This window comes from Glycocaulis alkaliphilus, assembly GCF_004000605.1.
GTDB classification, from domain to species: Bacteria; Pseudomonadota; Alphaproteobacteria; order Caulobacterales; family Maricaulaceae; genus Glycocaulis; species Glycocaulis alkaliphilus.
On sequence record NZ_CP018911.1, the window covers coordinates 2,559,666 to 2,574,811 of the forward strand.

Genomic DNA, 15,146 nt, shown 5'->3' on the forward strand with positions numbered 1-15,146 from the left:
CAGCCGGGCCGCCTCTTCCTCGCTAAGCTCGTCGGGCGCGCTCAGTCCTCTCCCTCCGGCTTGGCCGGCGGGGTGCGCCGGGTACCAGGGCGTTTGGCCGCCGGCTTCTTCGCCGGGGCTTTACGCGCGCCCTTGGGCTTTTTCGCTGCCGGGTTGGACGCAGTACGCCGCCCCGGCGTGGCGGGTTTCGGCGCGGGCGCATCGGCCTCGGGAACGCTGCTCTCCACCTGCTCGGTCACATCGACGGGGGGCGGTGACGCTTTTGCGTCCTTCGCCGTGCCCTTGGCCGGTTTGACGTCATTGGCAGGCTTGGCCGCCGCTGGCGTCAGGCCCGGCGCGGCGCCCGGCAGGGCAAATTCCGGCACCGGCTTTCCTGTGACGCGCGAATGCAGCCGCGCCGCGATCTTGTCCACCTCGGTATAGGTGCCGTGGCGGCGCATGATGACGTATTGCTGCAGGATCGTCAGGAAGTTGTTCCACGTCCAGTAGATCACCAGCGCAGCCGCGAACGGCGACAGGATGAAGGTGAACACGATCGGCAGGAAGGCGAAGATGCGCCGCTGCATGGGATCGGGCGGCGGGGGGTTGAGCGATTGCTGCGCCCACATGGTCAGGCCCATCAGGATTGGCCAGACGCCCAGCTGGTAATCGCCCAGCAGCCACCAGCCATCGACCGAATAGGGCAGAAGGCCGAACAGATTCCACAAGGAGGTGGGATCGGGCGCCGACAGGTCCTGGATCCAGCCGAAGAAGGGCGCATGACGCGCCTCCAGCGAGATGAACACCGTCTTGTAGAGCGCAAAGAAGATGGGGATTTGCGGCAGGATGGGCAGACACCCGGCGAGCGGATTGATCTTCTCGCGCTTGTAGAGCTCCATCATCTCCTGGCTCTGGCGCTGCTTGTCAGCGGCAAAGCGCTCGCGGATCTCGGTCATTTTCGGACCGACCGCGCGCATCTTGGCCATGGAGGCAAAGGCGCGGTTATTGAGCGGGAAGAGCGGGATCTTGATGAGCACGGTCAGTAGCAGGATCGCCACGCCGAAATTGCCCGTCCACTGGTAGAACGTGTTCAGGAGCCAGAAGAAGGGCCGGGTGAAGAACCAGAAATTGCCCCAGTCCACCGCCATGTCGAGGCGCGGAATGCCCTGCTCGTCCTGATAGCGCTGCAGGATCGGCACCGATTTGGACCCCGCATAGACATGCGACACGCTGGTGACCGAGCTGCCCGGCGCGATCGTGTCGGCGGTGCGCACATAGCTCGATTCAAAGATGGTGCGGCCACCCGACTGGCGCGCCTCGAAGCGCGCGCGGATCTCGCCATCATCGCTGGGCGCCACTGCCGTCAGCCAGTATTTGGAGGTAATCCCCATCCAGCCGCCCGCGCCGGTGCGCTCCATGGAGCCGTCGCGCTCGATCCGGTTATATTTGCGGTCCATGAGCGACCCGCCGGCAACGCCGATCGGGCCTTCGTGCAGGATGAAGAAATTGGTGATGTCCTCGGGGATGCCTTCCTGGCGCACCACACCAAAGCGCGACAGCGATACTGCGTCTGCGCCATTATTGGTCACCGTATCGGTGACGGTGAACAGATAGTCCTCATCCACCGTGATCACCCGGCGGAAGGTAAGATCGCCCGCCACATGCTCCAGCGTGACCGGGCTGGCTGGCGTCAGCGTGGTATTGCCTACAGCCTGCCAGGGCGTCGAGGGACCGGGCAGGCCCGGCGGCGCACCGGCAGCGCCCGTCCAGCCATCGACCGCATAATGCCCGCCGCGCGTGCCTTGCGGAGAGAGCAGCGTCACCGGCTCATCCGACCCGACAGCCACATCATAGCGCAAAAGGCGCAGATCATCGAAGCGCGCGCCGGTCAGCGCGATGGAACCTTCCAGCGCGGGCGTGCGGATCGTAATGCGCTCGGAGCGGCCAAGCGCATCCTCCCGGCTGGTGAACCCGCCAAGCGCCGCAGGCGCCTCTTCGCCGCCAAACGCGCTGGGCGTGTCGGTGGCCGCCTCGCCTTCTTCAGCTTCCACCGCCGCTTCCTGCGCGGCACGCTGCTCGGCCATCATCGGTTCGACGATGAAGAGCTGGTAGGGAATGAAGATCGCCAGAACGATCGCCACCACGAGGAGAATATTGCGGGTGTCACCCATGACCGGGTTTGTCCTTCACGCTTTGTCGGTGCCGGGACGGCGCGGCGAGGCTTAGCAATGCGCTTTTCATATCGTCAAGCAAAGCCTCCCATTCACGCGCAGCCGTTCCGGCACGCGCGATGAACACATAGTCGGTGCCGGAGAGGCCATGGAGGGGGAGAATTTGGCGCGCGGCCTCTTTCAGGCGGCGCCGCGCCCGGTTGCGCTGGACGGCATTGCCCACCTTCTTCGAGGCGGTAAAGCCAGCCCTGGCGGGGCCCTCTGCCGGATCACGCGCCACCATCTGCACGACAAGGCCGGGACGGGCGGCAGAGCGGCCATCACGCGCACGCAAAAAATCGCGCCGTACGCGGATGCGCGCGGCGCGATTTGGATATTGCAGCGCTTTCAAAGTGTGGCGATTAGGCCGACAGGCGCTTGCGGCCACGCGCACGGCGGCGGGCGACAATCTGACGGCCAGCCTTGGTGGCCATACGGGCGCGGAAACCGTGACGCCGGGCGCGGACGATTTTGGACGGCTGGAAGGTACGTTTCACGGCACTGGCTCCTGAAAAGGCAAACGCGCCGGTCTCATCACGTCCGCGCTCTACGCGCGAGGGACGGGGCAAAGCCCGGCGAAAATCGAGCCGCGGTAACTACCGGCGCGGGGGGCAGGTGTCAAGCGGGGGCGGGTAATTCGGGCAGCTCAATTCGCAAGGCGACTTTCAGCTGCGCAAGCCTATATTGGCAAGCTGATAGCACCCCCCACCCGCCCAAGGACATCCCATGACCGCTCCCACGCCCCCTGATGCGCCTGCAAAGGCGAAACCGCTCTGGCTGCGGCTATTGCCGGTGCTCATTCTGGCGGCGGCGTTGATCGCGGTGCTGGCAAGCGGGGTGTGGCGGGATCTCAATCTTGAGACATTGCAGGCAAACCAGGCCGCGCTGGAGGCTTATGTCGCGGCGAACCTGATCCTGGCGGTGCTGATCTACACACTGATTTATGCGCTGGCGGTCTCGATCTCGGTGCCGGGCGCGATCTGGTTCACCATCGGGGCGGGCTTTGTGTTCGGGCCGATTGTCGGCACCGGCGTTGCCGTTACCGGCTCCACCATCGGGGCAACGATCATCTTCATCGCCGTGCGCTATGCCTTTGCCGACTGGGCGCGGGCGAAGTTCGGCAACTGGGTGAAACGCCTGCAGGACGGGTTTTCCTCCGATGCCTTCAGCTATGTGCTGATATTGCGCCTGATTCCGGTCCTGCCCTTTTTCGGCATCAATATCGCGACCGCATTGCTGAACGTGCCGCTTCGCGCCTATGTGCTCGGCACGTTTATCGGCGTCATGCCGCTGGCCTATGTCTATGCCACGGTCGGCTCCACCATTGGCCGGGCCGCAGGCGGCGTGCCGAGCCTTCTCGATCTTCTGACCCCCGAACTCATCGCGGCCATCTGTGTATTCGCGCTCGTTGGCTTCCTGCCCTTCATCTACAAGCGCCTGACCGGCAAGAAGCCGCCAGCTTCCAATGGGGGCGAGGCATGAGCCGGGACACCATCAGGGCCGATCTATGCATTATCGGCGCGGGCGCAGCAGGCCTTGTCACATCTGCGGGCGCCGCCATGTTGAACCGCAAGGTGGTGCTGTTTGAAGCGCGCGAGATGGGCGGCGATTGCCTCAATTTCGGCTGCGTGCCGTCCAAAGCGATCCTCTCCGCCGCCCACGCGGCCCACACCGTGCGCGCGGCGGCGAAGCTGGGCGTCAACGCGGGCGAGCCAAAAATCGACTTTGCCGCCGTGATGGACCATGTCCGCAAGGCCATCGCCGATATCGAGCCCAATGACAGCCAGGACCGTTTTGAGGGGCTGGGTGTGCGCGTGATCCGCGAATGGGCGCACTTTACCGCTCCTGACACGGTGGAAAGCGACAGTGTCACCGTAAAGGCGAAACGCTTCGTCATCGCGTCGGGCACCCGCGCGCGCATCCCCTCGATACCGGGTCTCGATACCCTGCCCTACCTCACCAATGAGACGATCTGGCAGCTCGATGCCCTGCCCCGCCATCTGTTCATTCTGGGCGCGGGACCGATTGGCTGCGAGCTGGGACAGGCCTTTGCCCGTCTTGGCTCAGACGTGACCCTCGTGGAGGCCGGCACCGCCCTTGGCGCGTTCGAGCCGGACCATGTGGCGGTCTTGCGTGAGGCGCTGGCCGCCGATGGTGTGCGCCTGATCGAAGGCACCGGCGTTGAACGCTTTTCCGGCGAGGCGGGCGCCATCACCGCGCATCTGGCAGGCGGCGAGACCATTAATGCCAGCCATGTGCTGGTGGCCGCAGGGCGCGAACCCGTCACCGATACTCTGGGGCTGGAGGCGGCGGGCATTGAGGCCGATGCGCGCGGGATTGTCTGCGATGACCGCCTTCGTACCGCCAACAGGCGCGTTTATGCGGCAGGCGACATCGCGGGCAAGGGGGCGCTGACCCATCTGGCTGGCTGGCATGGGTCGGTCATCCTGAGAAACCTCTATTTCGGCGTGCCAACCAGACAATCCTCCAACCCGATACCGGCCTGCGTCTATACCAGCCCGGGCCTTGCCCAGATCGGCCTGACTGAAGCGAAAGCACGCGAACAATACGGCGGCAAGGTATCCGTCACCTCCTGGCCGTTCCACGATAATGACCGCGCGATTGCCGAGGGCGATACCGCAGGCGGGGTGAAGCTGGTGCTTGGCAAGGGCGGCAAGCTGCTGGGCGTGCATGTGGCAGGCGCACGCAGCGATGACATCGCCGCGCTGGCCGCCATCACCATGGCCAAGGGCGGTACGGTACGCGACCTCACCGGCCCCGTCCTTGCCTATCCGACGCGCGGCGAGGCTATAAAACGGGCAGCGGGCAAACATTTCGAGCCTGTGGTATTTGGACCCTTCGCGAAAGCGTGGGCCGGGTTATTGTCCGCGCTGCACTGATTTGCGTTCGCAATCATGGGGGCAGCTTGGCCAGAGGGGCAATCAGGGAAGGACTGGCGCGCACCGGGCGGATCCTGCGCTCCGGCACCGGCTCGCTGGGCGGACGCCTGCTGGCGCTGACCATCGCCTTTGTGCTGACCGCTTCGGTGCTGATCTTCTTCCCGTCGGCGGCCAATTTCCGCAATAGCTGGCTGGGCGAGCGGGCCAATGCCGCCCATCTGGCCGCCATTGCCGCCGAGTTGGCCGAAGACAATCTCTCCGAAGAGGCCGTGCGCGAACTGCTGGACGGGGCCGACGCCATCGCGGTGGCGCGCATAGCAGGCGGCGCGACCGAGCTGGTGCTGGGAGCAGATACGGGCAATGCGCCCCTGCTGGACGAGGACCAGACCCGGCGGCGGCCCTTGCGCGAGATGGCTGCCGTCATCACCACTTTCACCGGCCCGGCTGACCGGCTGATCGTGCTGACCGCCATTCCCCAGACCCGGCCCGATGAGCGCATTCTGGTCATCCTGCCCGAAGCGCCCTTGCGCGAGGCATTGATCGGGTTTTCCGCGCGCCTGTTCTGGTTTGCGCTGTTTGCTTCGCTGGCCACCGGCGCACTGATATATCTGGCGCTGCTGGTCCTGTTTGTCGGGCCGATGCGGCGGCTATCCCTATCCATGACGCGGTTTCAGGAAAACCCGTCCGATGCGCGCCGCGTGCTCTCGCCCGGCAAGCGCCATGACGAGATAGGCGAGGCGGAACGCGCGCTGGCCGCCATGCAGGCCGATATTCTGGCCGCCATCCGCCAGCGTGAGCGGCTGGCAAGCCTCGGCCTCGCCGTCGCGCGCATCAATCACGATCTGCGGAACGTGTTTGCCTCCGCCCAGCTGGTTTCTGACCGGCTGGCCATGAGCGAGGATGCGCGCACCGCCGCCATGGGCCAGCGCCTGGTGCGGGCCATCGGGCGCGGCATCCGCCTGTGCTCCGATGTTCTGGAATATGGACGCAGCGGCGAGGCGCACCCCGAACTGCAACCCGTCATCCTTGCCCCCCTTGTCGAGGAGATCGCCGGTGAGCTGCTCGCCCGCAGTGATGGCGTGATCTGGGAGAATGCCATTGCGCCGGACATTACCGTGATGGCTGACCGCGACATGCTGCACCGCCTGTTCGGCAATCTCATCCGCAATGCGGCCACCGCGATGAAGGATCAGGACGGCGCCCGTCTGACGGCCAGCGCCCATGCCAGCGGCGATGAGGTCCACATCACGCTCGCCGATACCGGGCCGGGCATTCCTGGCCGCGTGCAGGCTCGCCTGTTCGAGCCCTTCTCGTCCGGCGGCGGCGAGGGCAGCACGGGGCTCGGCCTCTCCATCGCGCGCGAGCTTGCAGGACTTATGGCCGGCGCCATCACCCTGCAATCGACCGGGCCGGAGGGGACGGTGTTTGTGGTCAGCCTGAAGGGTGCGGACTGACGCCCTAGTCTCTCAACTACCCGTGATGAAACCCCGGGCGAGTGAAGCGAGGCCCGGGGCCTCTCTCCGCTTCATCCTGCCAGGTCCCGGCTCTGCTGCGCAGGCCGGGATTTCAGGCGATCTCTCAGGCCAGGAAGGCCGGGCGCTCCACGGTGTCAAACCGGTTGCGATGGACAAAGCGCGCGACCGAGCAGTGCGCGAACTCCGCCAGCGTCTCGCCTTCGGGTAAGGTGGGCAGCCCTTCAAACCGCAGGCGCAGGGCCGCGCAGTGATCACCCGGCGCGCCGGCATGACTTTGCCATTGCGACAGCGCCGCCGCGACCGCCGCGCCCTCATCCGCACGCAGATGGCGCACGCACGCATTCACGCTCATATCGCTGACCTGGCGCAGATCGGCGGCGATCTGGATTTTCAGCACATCGCCAAGGCTCCACAGCCGCATCCGCCCGCCATGCGGGCGCACGCCGTGCAGCGGCTTTACAAAGCCCAGCCTCTGCAGCGGACGCAGGAGACTGTCCGCATCGCCTTCCACCGCCGGTTCATACCGCCCCTCACCGAGCAGCTCGGCATCGGTGAGTATCTGGCGCGCACGCCAGTCATAGGAAAGCAGCGCCGACAGAGCCGACGGATCACGAAGCGCAAATTCGGCGCGTGACGATGACAGCATTTTGAAAACCCCCGCCCGGAAGTGGACTCAACTCACGCACTAGCTATTCACTTACTTGAGTAACTGAATGCGTTTAGTGAACTTATATTCTCTGGCGGGTGTTTAAATCAGGTTAACGCGATCTTTCGCACCCGGATGGTGGAGCCTGACCGCCTGTCCGCGCGTTACTGGCGCACTATGTTCTGTCGGAATGACACCGGAGTTTGCCCCATGATCCGTCCAGCCTTGCTCGCTTTTGCCGCCCTTGCACTCGCCGCCTGCCAGCCGCCATCGGGGCGCGAGAGCGATGCCCCGCCCTTGCAGACGGTGGAGAATGTGGAGATCGAGCGCTATCTCGGCCGCTGGTTCGAGATTGCCCGCTATGACCATCGCTTCGAGCGTGGCTGCGCAGGCGTGACGGCCGACTATGCCCTGCGCGATGACGGCCTCATCGATGTCACCAATACCTGCTACCAGGGCGGGCTGGACGGCGTGGCGGAAACCGCCAATGGCCGCGCCCGCATCGCCGACGAGGCAACGAACGCGCAGCTGGAAGTCTCCTTCTTCGGCCCGTTCTGGGGCGATTACTGGATCATTGATCTGGCCGAGGATTATAGCTGGGCCATCGTGTCAGAGCCGGGCGGGCGCTACTTGTGGATCCTCTCACGGACTCCGCAAATGGACGAGGACACCCTCGCCAGGCGCCTGGACTGGCTGGAGGCGCAAGGCTTTGACACCTCCAGGCTGATCCGGGTGGAGCAGTGGGAGAGCGCCGGGGCCGCGCCGGACGCCGGCCAGGCACGCTAGGCACACTAGGCACACGCCTTCCACCAGACCGCTCAGGACATCACAAATACGGCGCCACCCAGGTGCCGGGTCATGCCTGTTTTTCAAACAGAAGCAAAAACGCTAACATGGATCAGTGCAAAGGAAGCACTTTAAGCTCTAAATTCATGCTACTATCTCAATGAAGCAATAGCAATACATGGCAAATGGCCATTGCGCTTCATCTATAAGGAATTTCATCATGACTGATAATCAGAAAACTACTCAAAAAGACCATTCCAAAGACAAGCCCGCCGGGCAGAATCCGGGCAACCAGCCCGGCAACAAGCCCGCGCAGAATCCGGCGAAAGCCGACTCGCAGCGCAAATAGCGCCGGGCAGACGGATGCGGGGGTAACCCCGCATCTGTTCTTTTTGATCCTTCGGGGGAGTACATGCCATGACCATCCGCTTTCAGCATTACAACCTGCTGATCGACAGTGCCTTCCGGCTCGATTCCAGCCGCCGGGCACTTGACCCCGGCCTGTATCGCGTCGAGACCGAAACCGAGCTGATGGAGGGCGCTTCCTTCCAGGCCGAGCGCTGGCTGTTCGCCACCATCCGCCCGATCGATGCGCAGGGGCGCACCCGGCGCGGCGAAATCTACGAGGTCACGCGCGCCGAGCTGACACAGATCCTCACCTGCCATGCCAGCACGCTGCAACCGCCCAACATGGCGCGCGCTACCATTCACAAACCAGCCCTCCTTTCCCGCACCGATGCGCTCGCCATCGAGCGCGCCTGCAATGAAGGCATGGTGCAGACCGGGTGAGGCCTGGGGCGGCCACCCTCGCGTTTCACCAGGACAAGCCGGTGCCCAGAAACGGCGCATGGCGCCGAAAAGCGCGACCGCGCGCCCGAGCCTATGCGAGGAGCGAAGCCCGGATGGGCTGAGCATCAGGAAAAAGAGACTGGATCCCGGCGTTCGCCGGGAAAACGCCAGAGAGAGAGGGATCACCCCTCAATCGGCAATTCGATCTCACCCATGATCCGGTGGGTTTCAAAGAGCACCTTGATGATGCGCTGATAGTGCTGGATGTCAGCAAAGGACAGCGCGCGGCCCTTGCGGTCTTTCAGCCATTTCTGCGCGGGCTGGTAGCCGCCGATATAAAAGTTCCACGCAATCTCCGGCACGCCCTCAAAGCGCTGGGCCTTGTTGATCCAGACAGAGCCCGCATCGAAGCTGGGCTTGTCCACCACGCCGTCGCCCTCGCCCATGAAGGGATAGGGCGTCTCGCCGATGGCGGCAGGCTCCATCAGGTGCAGGCGGCGAAGCTCTCCGCCCTTCTCACTTACATGCCAGAAGATATCGGGCGAAGCCGGATACGGGATGCGCGGAAAATCGATCTTCAGGAACTCGGCAAAAGTCTCGCGGTAATCCGGGCTGTGCAGCACGCCATAGATGTAATCGAAAATGGCGATCTCGTCCGGCTCGCCATGCGCGTCGTCCCTGGCCAGTTCGCGCAGCTTGCGCCAGATTTTCGGATCGAAATTCACCCGGCGCGTCTGATCGAGGGAGCCTTCCTCCGGGTAGAGATAGAGGGGGTTGAAGACATTCACTTCCTTGATGCTCAGGGAGTGGTGCGTAATGGGCTGGTCGAACACCAACACGTCAGCAAAATCACGACCGCCTTCGATGGTTCGCGTGAAGCTGAGCCCAAGATTTTGCTTAAATGCGTGCCGCATCACCTCATCACGCGGACGGCAGATGAAGCCGCGCGATGTGCCGGTGTAATAGGTCCAGCGCGTATCGAAGGGGCGGTAGGCAATCGGCACGACGCGATCTTCGGAGAAATTCTGCTTCACATCGCCCTGCGCCCAGCCGACCTGCCAGTCCTGCACGTCCTTGCCGAGCTGGTATTTGGTGCGCGCCTCTTCCACCGGCAGGGCGGCAAAATCCTGCACCCGCCGCCAGAGTTCGCCTTTGTCCATATCGATGGTCAGCGCATCGCGCGCGGTGACGATGCCCACCGAATTGACCGGCATCAATTCCTGCACGCCAAAGCCTTCCAGATAGGCTTCTTCCAGCGCGTAATCGCGCCGCGTCATCACATATTGCGGGGCCTGAAGGGAAAGCGGCTCGAAATGCGTCGCCTTCACCCCCGCCTCGCGCAGCGAGTCATACTTGCCGCTGCGCGTGCCCCACAGATCACCGTGGAGGACTTTTGCGAGCGGCTTGTCCTTGCCCGCTGCGGCCTTTTTCTTCACCGCAATGATGATCGCCACGCCCTGCTGGATATCGAACACGTTCTTGTCGGGCGAGCCGTCGGGCGAGACTTCCTTCTTCTTGGCATTGCCGTGCAAATCCAGCACGTAGATGGCGTCGAACGTGTTCAGAAGGTGCCAGCGCATACCCCGGAAGGTGGGTTATCCAGATAGCCGTGATTGGTGATGAAGCCGAGAATGCCTTCGCCATTCTTTTCAATCATGTGCTCGCCGAAGCGGATGAATTTCACATAGTCATCATTGATCCATTTCGGATTGCGCTCTTTCAGCTTCTCCTTGCCGCCCGGCTCTTTCTTGTAAGCCTCCATCAGGCCCATGATCCAATCGCCTTTATTGGCGCTTTCGCCCGAATAGGGCGGGTTGCCGATCACGCACATGATGGGCATGTCGCGCTTGATCTTGCTGGCCTCGCGCGCCTCTTCGGCCAGCCAGCGGGCGAACAAGACCTGCTCCACCCGCTCACCCTCTTCCAGCGAGTTGGTGAGATAGACAGAGAGGCGCGGCGGCTCGCCGGAGGGCGTGTAACCCATCTCGGTCAGGATCATGTCCAGCTTCATGTGGCACATGGCGTAGCTGGCCATGAGAAGCTCGAACCCGTGAATGCGCGGGATCAGTTCGGTTTCCACATAGGAAGACCAGTGGCCGGGGGCGGACGCCTTCACCCGGTTGCCGATCTGCTTGATCACTTCGGCCAGGAACGTGCCGGTGCCGGTGGCGGGATCGAGAATCTGGACGCGGTGTACATCGCGCTTCTCGGTTATCGCCTTGCCCTTCTTGTCGGTCTGGCCGGTATCGAAATCGATCCTGATCTTCGAGGTGTCGGCAAGGCCGTCCGCCAGACCGAACTCGCTCTTCAATACCTCATCGACCGCACGCACGATGAAATTGACGACGGGCTCTGGCGTGTACCATACGCCGCGCGCCTTCCTCTTGGCCGGGTTATAGGCGGCCAGGAAGGTTTCGTAGAAATGCAGGAAGGGGTCATTCTGGCCGGTCAGCCTGCCGAAATCGGCCATGATTTCATTGAGATTGCAGGCGAGGAAAATCTTGGTCAGGTCATCGATGATCCACGCCATGCGGTCATCGAGATCCGGCCCCGCGATATAGCCGAACAGGCGGCGCAGGAAGGGATTGGATTTCGGTAAGAGCTCCAGCGCTTCCTGACGGCTGAACGTATCGAGCGTCTGGTCATGCAGACGCGCAGCGAAGAGGCCATAGGCAATCGTCTCGGCATAGATGTCGGCAAAGTCAGCCGCCGTGATGTCGTGGATCAGATGTTCCTGAAAGGCGCGGTATTGCGCCGTCAGGTCTGTATCGCCATTGCGCTCCAGATCGGCGACCAGCGCCCGGCCCATCACATCCTTGATCAGTACGGCTTTCGCCGCCATCAGCTCGGCAAGGCGTTTTGAGGAGGTGATGGTGCGCGGCGTCTGCGCCACGAAATCCTTCAGCTGGGCTTCCAGCTCCGCGAAGGCTTCCGGCTTTGGCTGCAATCCCATCAGCACATCGCCAATGGAGATGGAGCGGATCAGCTCAGCCTCGCGGTAGAACTCGAAATCGAGCCCGTTCGTGTAGAGAAGGTTGGGGAAGCCCTTCAGATAGCGCTGCTTCTGCTCGACGCTGTAACCCTTGAGGGCCTTTAGCTCGACGCCGACATCCTTCGCCTCGCAATGGCCCACCGGCACATCGCCGCGCATGAAGATGAAGTCCGGCGCGCCGATGGCGACGCGCTTTGGCTCATTGGTGACGCTGATCCGCTCATCCAGCGCGCTGAACAGCTCATAAAGCGCCGGGCGATAGCTGTGCTCGGTCGCCTGCCCGCCTTTGAAGGTGGCGGCGATCTTCTCGAAATATCCGGCAATCACACTCATGGCCCGCGCGCGTCTCCCCTGTTGCCACACGCTAGCCGTGTTGGGGCGGGAGGGGCAATCAGGAAGGATCATTTAAACCCCGGAAGCCCGGAGGGCTATCCGGGGCCTCGGGCCGGTTCTGAGGGAGGTCCCGGCTCTGCGCTTCGCTTGGCCGGGATTTAAAGGGAATAACACCCCCTACCCGAAATCGACCTCGTCTTCGGGGCTCATGTTTTCCTTGTCCGTCGCGCGGCGGAACGGCCCGGGATAGCGCGGATCAGTGCGGCGGCGGCGGTCCGGGCCGAAATAGTTGCCCGACTTGATGAAGCGGCGCGGCCGCTCGATCAGCGCCACCATGCGGTTATACAGATCGACCGGGCGCACGGGCTTGGCCAGATACTCGTTCACGCCCGCATTGATGGCTTCCATGATGCGGGTGCGGTCGGTATGGCCGGTGACCATGATGATGGGCAGGTATTTGTTGGGGCTGTCAGAGGCGGTGCGCACCAGCCGGGTGAACTCCAGCCCGTCCACATCGCCCAGCGCATAATCGACCAGCGCCACATCGGGGTTGGACGTGCGCATGGATTCAAACGCATCGGCCGCGTCACGCACCTCCACCACGGTGCGCACGCCAAAACCCTGCAGCACCTTGCGCAATATGGTGGACATATGCGCGTTGTCCTCAACGATAAGGACCCGCACGCGTTCAAAGCTGCCTGACATGCCTCGCCCGATGGATTCGCGACTAATGCCATCATTGTGCATGGCCCGCGTTAACCAAAACTTGCGGGCCCGGTGCAGCGGCGCTCTCGCTTTCAGGGCGGCCGTGTTGCATATATGTTCTCATGGCCAAGCTGACCCGCGACGATACCGCCTATGCCCCGCCCGAAGAGGCCATAAGCCCAGGCGGCGTGTCCGATTTGGGCCAGGCCGGGTTTGTGCGCGATGTAGTCCCCGCCGGCATCCACGATGCGCTGTCTTTGCCTGCCAACTGGACGCCGCACCGCCCGGACCGGCCCGACAAGTCCGAGGGCGGGCGCACCTTCCAGATGGTCAGCGATTTCGAGCCCTCCGGCGACCAGCCCGCGGCCATCGCCGAGCTGGTGGAGGGCTTGAGCCAGCATGAGCGCGATCAGGTGCTGCTGGGCGTGACGGGGTCGGGCAAGACCTTCACCATGGCCAAGGTCATCGAGGCGACGCAGCGCCCGGCTTTGATCCTGGCGCCGAACAAGACGCTCGCCGCGCAGCTTTACGGGGAGTTCAAGAGCTTCTTCCCCCACAATGCGGTGGAGTATTTCGTCTCCTATTATGACTACTACCAGCCGGAAGCCTATGTGCCGCGCACCGACACCTATATCGAGAAGGAATCCTCGATAAACGAGGCCATCGACCGGATGCGCCACGCCGCGACGCGGGCAATCCTGGAGCGCGATGACGTGATCATCGTGGCGTCGGTCTCCTGCATTTACGGCATCGGCTCGGTGGAGACCTACACCGCCATGGTGTTCGACCTCAAAGTGGGCGATGTGAGCGATCCGCGCGAGATCATGCGCCAGCTGACCGCCCTGCAATACACCCGCAACGACGCCGCCTTCACGCGCGGCACCTTCCGGGTGCGCGGCGATGTGCTGGAGATCTTCCCCGCCCACTATGACGCGCGCGCCTGGCGGATCAGCTTCTTTGGCGACGAGATCGAGAGCATTTCCGAGTTCGACACCCTCACCGGCAAGGCGGTGGCGGCGCTGGAGACAGTGCGCGTCTACGCCAACTCCCACTATGTCACCCCGCGCCCGACGCTCAATCAGGCTATTCAACATATCAAGGCGGAGCTGGCCGAGCGGCTGGAATGGATGGAGGCCAATAACAAGCTCTTGGAAGCCCAGCGCCTCGCCCAGCGCGTGCAGTTCGATATCGAGATGCTCGAAGCCACCGGCAGCTGCAACGGCATCGAGAACTATTCGCGTTATCTGACGGGCCGCAAGCCCGGCGAGCCGCCGCCAACCCTCTTTGAATACATTCCCGAAAACGCCCTCGTCTTCACCGATGAGAGCCATGTGACGATCCCGCAGCTCGGCGCCATGTACAAGGGCGACTTCTCGCGCAAGCGCACGCTCGCCGAGCACGGCTTCCGCCTGCCCTCCTGCATGGATAACCGCCCCCTCAAATTCGAGGAATGGGAGGCGATGCGCCCGCAGACCATCCACGTCTCGGCGACGCCCGGCAGCTGGGAGCTGGACAGGACCGGCGGCGTCTTCACCGAGCAGGTGATCCGCCCCACCGGGCTTATCGATCCGCCGGTGGAGGTGCGCCCGGTCGCCAAAGAGGGCTTCAGCCAGGTCGATGACATTATCGAGGAGGCGCGCGCCACGGCCGCTGCCGGGTATCGCACCCTCATCACCACGCTCACCAAGCGCATGGCCGAAGACCTCACCGAATACATGCACGAGCAGGGCCTGAAAGTGCGCTACATGCATTCCGACGTCGATACGGTGGAGCGCATCGAGCTGATCCGGGACTTACGCCTTGGCGTCTATGACGTGCTGGTCGGCATCAATCTGTTGCGCGAGGGGCTCGATATCCCCGAATGCGGCCTCGTGGGCATTCTCGACGCCGACAAGGAAGGCTTTTTGCGCTCCGAGACGAGCCTCGTCCAGACCATTGGCCGCGCGGCGCGTAACGCCGATGCCAAGGTCATCCTCTATGCAGACAGCATTACCGGCTCGATGGCCCGCGCCATGGACGAGACCGCGCGCCGCCGCGCCAAGCAGATCGCCCATAACGAGGCGCACGGCATCACGCCGACCACCATCGTGCGCGGCATTTCCGATGTGCTCGAAGGTGTGATGGAAAAAACCGCGGCCGGCCGCGGCGCCCGCGCCCGCCAGCGCGGCCAGGAGCGCCGGGGTACCGCCGAGGATCAGGCCCGCTTTGAACCCAATAATCTCAAAGCCACCATCGCCGACCTTGAAAAACGCATGCGCGAGGCGGCTGCCAATCTCGAATTCGAGGAAGCGGCACGGCTAAGGGACGAGATCAAGGCACTGGGGGCGTAGG

General features: G+C 63.5%; 14 protein-coding genes. 7 read left to right on the forward strand and 7 right to left on the reverse strand.

What is annotated here, in order from left to right; all coding sequences use genetic code 11:
• Positions 1-41 precede the first annotated feature (41 nt).
• The 3 genes from yidC to rpmH are packed head-to-tail and all read right to left on the reverse strand — an operon-like array spanning position 42 to position 2,686.
• Positions 42-2,150, reverse strand: coding sequence for a membrane protein insertase YidC (gene yidC, locus X907_RS12225; protein ID WP_127568405.1), 2,109 nt, complete (start codon positions 2,148-2,150; stop codon positions 42-44).
• Positions 2,143-2,532, reverse strand: coding sequence for a ribonuclease P protein component (gene rnpA / locus X907_RS12230; protein WP_373870241.1), 390 nt, complete (start codon positions 2,530-2,532; stop codon positions 2,143-2,145). The genes yidC and rnpA overlap by 8 nt, the downstream gene beginning before the upstream one ends.
• 19 nt (positions 2,533-2,551) lie before the next feature.
• Positions 2,552-2,686 carry a 50S ribosomal protein L34 gene (rpmH, locus tag X907_RS12235; RefSeq protein WP_127568409.1) on the reverse strand — a complete coding sequence of 45 codons (135 nt, stop codon included), beginning with the start codon at positions 2,684-2,686 and terminating at the stop codon, positions 2,552-2,554.
• 229 nt (positions 2,687-2,915) lie between these two features.
• Here rpmH and X907_RS12240 point away from each other — a divergent pair, with 229 nt between their 5' ends.
• Genes X907_RS12240 through X907_RS12250 form a run of 3 tightly spaced genes read left to right on the forward strand, consistent with a single transcriptional unit; the run spans position 2,916 to position 6,543 of the window.
• On the forward strand, positions 2,916-3,671 hold the full coding sequence (locus X907_RS12240) for a TVP38/TMEM64 family protein (RefSeq protein ID WP_127568411.1): 756 nt from the start codon (positions 2,916-2,918) through the stop codon (positions 3,669-3,671).
• A complete protein-coding gene (locus tag X907_RS12245) occupies positions 3,668-5,089 on the forward strand; it encodes a dihydrolipoyl dehydrogenase family protein (protein ID WP_127568413.1) in 1,422 nt (473 codons plus the stop codon). Before X907_RS12240 ends, X907_RS12245 begins: the two co-directional genes overlap by 4 nt.
• A 26-nt stretch (positions 5,090-5,115) precedes the next feature.
• A complete protein-coding gene (locus X907_RS12250) occupies positions 5,116-6,543 on the forward strand; it encodes a sensor histidine kinase (RefSeq protein WP_127568415.1) in 1,428 nt (475 codons plus the stop codon).
• A 124-nt stretch (positions 6,544-6,667) separates the two neighbouring features.
• Here X907_RS12250 and X907_RS12255 read toward each other — a convergent pair whose 3' ends face one another.
• On the reverse strand, positions 6,668-7,210 hold the full coding sequence (locus tag X907_RS12255; protein ID WP_127568417.1) for a hypothetical protein: 543 nt from the start codon (positions 7,208-7,210) through the stop codon (positions 6,668-6,670).
• Positions 7,211-7,420: 210 nt separating this feature from the next.
• Between X907_RS12255 and X907_RS12260 the strand changes: the two genes are divergently transcribed.
• The 3 genes from X907_RS12260 (at position 7,421) to X907_RS12265 (ending at position 8,785) form a co-directional block, all read left to right on the forward strand.
• The gene (locus X907_RS12260; RefSeq protein ID WP_127568419.1) at positions 7,421-7,996 is read left to right on the forward strand and encodes a lipocalin family protein; all 576 of its coding nucleotides are present in this window, start codon (positions 7,421-7,423) and stop codon (positions 7,994-7,996) included.
• Positions 7,997-8,216: 220 nt separating this feature from the next.
• Positions 8,217-8,345 carry a hypothetical protein gene (locus X907_RS14680; protein ID WP_257791241.1) on the forward strand — a complete coding sequence of 43 codons (129 nt, stop codon included), beginning with the start codon at positions 8,217-8,219 and terminating at the stop codon, positions 8,343-8,345.
• A 68-nt stretch (positions 8,346-8,413) separates the two neighbouring features.
• The gene (locus X907_RS12265; protein ID WP_127568421.1) at positions 8,414-8,785 is read left to right on the forward strand and encodes a hypothetical protein; all 372 of its coding nucleotides are present in this window, start codon (positions 8,414-8,416) and stop codon (positions 8,783-8,785) included.
• Between the two features lie 182 nt (positions 8,786-8,967).
• Here X907_RS12265 and X907_RS14625 read toward each other — a convergent pair whose 3' ends face one another.
• The 3 genes from X907_RS14625 to X907_RS12275 form a co-directional block, all read right to left on the reverse strand.
• On the reverse strand, positions 8,968-10,365 hold the full coding sequence (locus X907_RS14625; RefSeq protein WP_233352356.1) for a type ISP restriction/modification enzyme: 1,398 nt from the start codon (positions 10,363-10,365) through the stop codon (positions 8,968-8,970).
• Positions 10,347-12,110 (reverse strand): N-6 DNA methylase, encoded by a 1,764-nt coding sequence (locus X907_RS14630; protein WP_233352358.1) that lies wholly within the window; start codon positions 12,108-12,110, stop codon positions 10,347-10,349. Before X907_RS14630 ends, X907_RS14625 begins: the two co-directional genes overlap by 19 nt.
• 177 nt (positions 12,111-12,287) lie before the next feature.
• The gene (locus X907_RS12275) at positions 12,288-12,857 is read right to left on the reverse strand and encodes a response regulator (RefSeq protein ID WP_257791242.1); all 570 of its coding nucleotides are present in this window, start codon (positions 12,855-12,857) and stop codon (positions 12,288-12,290) included.
• 80 nt (positions 12,858-12,937) lie between these two features.
• Here X907_RS12275 and uvrB point away from each other — a divergent pair, with 80 nt between their 5' ends.
• Complete coding sequence (gene uvrB / locus X907_RS12280) at positions 12,938-15,145, forward strand: excinuclease ABC subunit UvrB (RefSeq protein WP_127568425.1); 2,208 nt, start codon at positions 12,938-12,940, stop codon at positions 15,143-15,145.
• Position 15,146 lies beyond the last annotated feature (1 nt).

What these genes read in the sequence shown, in the direction of transcription:
- yidC (WP_127568405.1), bottom strand. Translation starts at nt 2,150, where the DNA reads ATGGGTGACACCCGCAATATTCTCCTCGTGGTGGCGATCGTTCTGGCG.
- X907_RS12240 (WP_127568411.1), top strand. Translation starts at nt 2,916, where the DNA reads ATGACCGCTCCCACGCCCCCTGATGCGCCTGCAAAGGCGAAACCGCTC.
- X907_RS12245 (WP_127568413.1), top strand. Translation starts at nt 3,668, where the DNA reads ATGAGCCGGGACACCATCAGGGCCGATCTATGCATTATCGGCGCGGGC.
- X907_RS12255 (WP_127568417.1), bottom strand. Translation starts at nt 7,210, where the DNA reads ATGCTGTCATCGTCACGCGCCGAATTTGCGCTTCGTGATCCGTCGGCT.
- X907_RS12260 (WP_127568419.1), top strand. Translation starts at nt 7,421, where the DNA reads ATGATCCGTCCAGCCTTGCTCGCTTTTGCCGCCCTTGCACTCGCCGCC.
- X907_RS14680 (WP_257791241.1), top strand. Translation starts at nt 8,217, where the DNA reads ATGACTGATAATCAGAAAACTACTCAAAAAGACCATTCCAAAGACAAG.
- X907_RS12265 (WP_127568421.1), top strand. Translation starts at nt 8,414, where the DNA reads ATGACCATCCGCTTTCAGCATTACAACCTGCTGATCGACAGTGCCTTC.
- X907_RS14625 (WP_233352356.1), bottom strand. Translation starts at nt 10,365, where the DNA reads ATGCGCTGGCACCTTCTGAACACGTTCGACGCCATCTACGTGCTGGAT.
- X907_RS14630 (WP_233352358.1), bottom strand. Translation starts at nt 12,110, where the DNA reads ATGAGTGTGATTGCCGGATATTTCGAGAAGATCGCCGCCACCTTCAAA.
- X907_RS12275 (WP_257791242.1), bottom strand. Translation starts at nt 12,857, where the DNA reads ATGCACAATGATGGCATTAGTCGCGAATCCATCGGGCGAGGCATGTCA.
- uvrB (WP_127568425.1), top strand. Translation starts at nt 12,938, where the DNA reads ATGGCCAAGCTGACCCGCGACGATACCGCCTATGCCCCGCCCGAAGAG.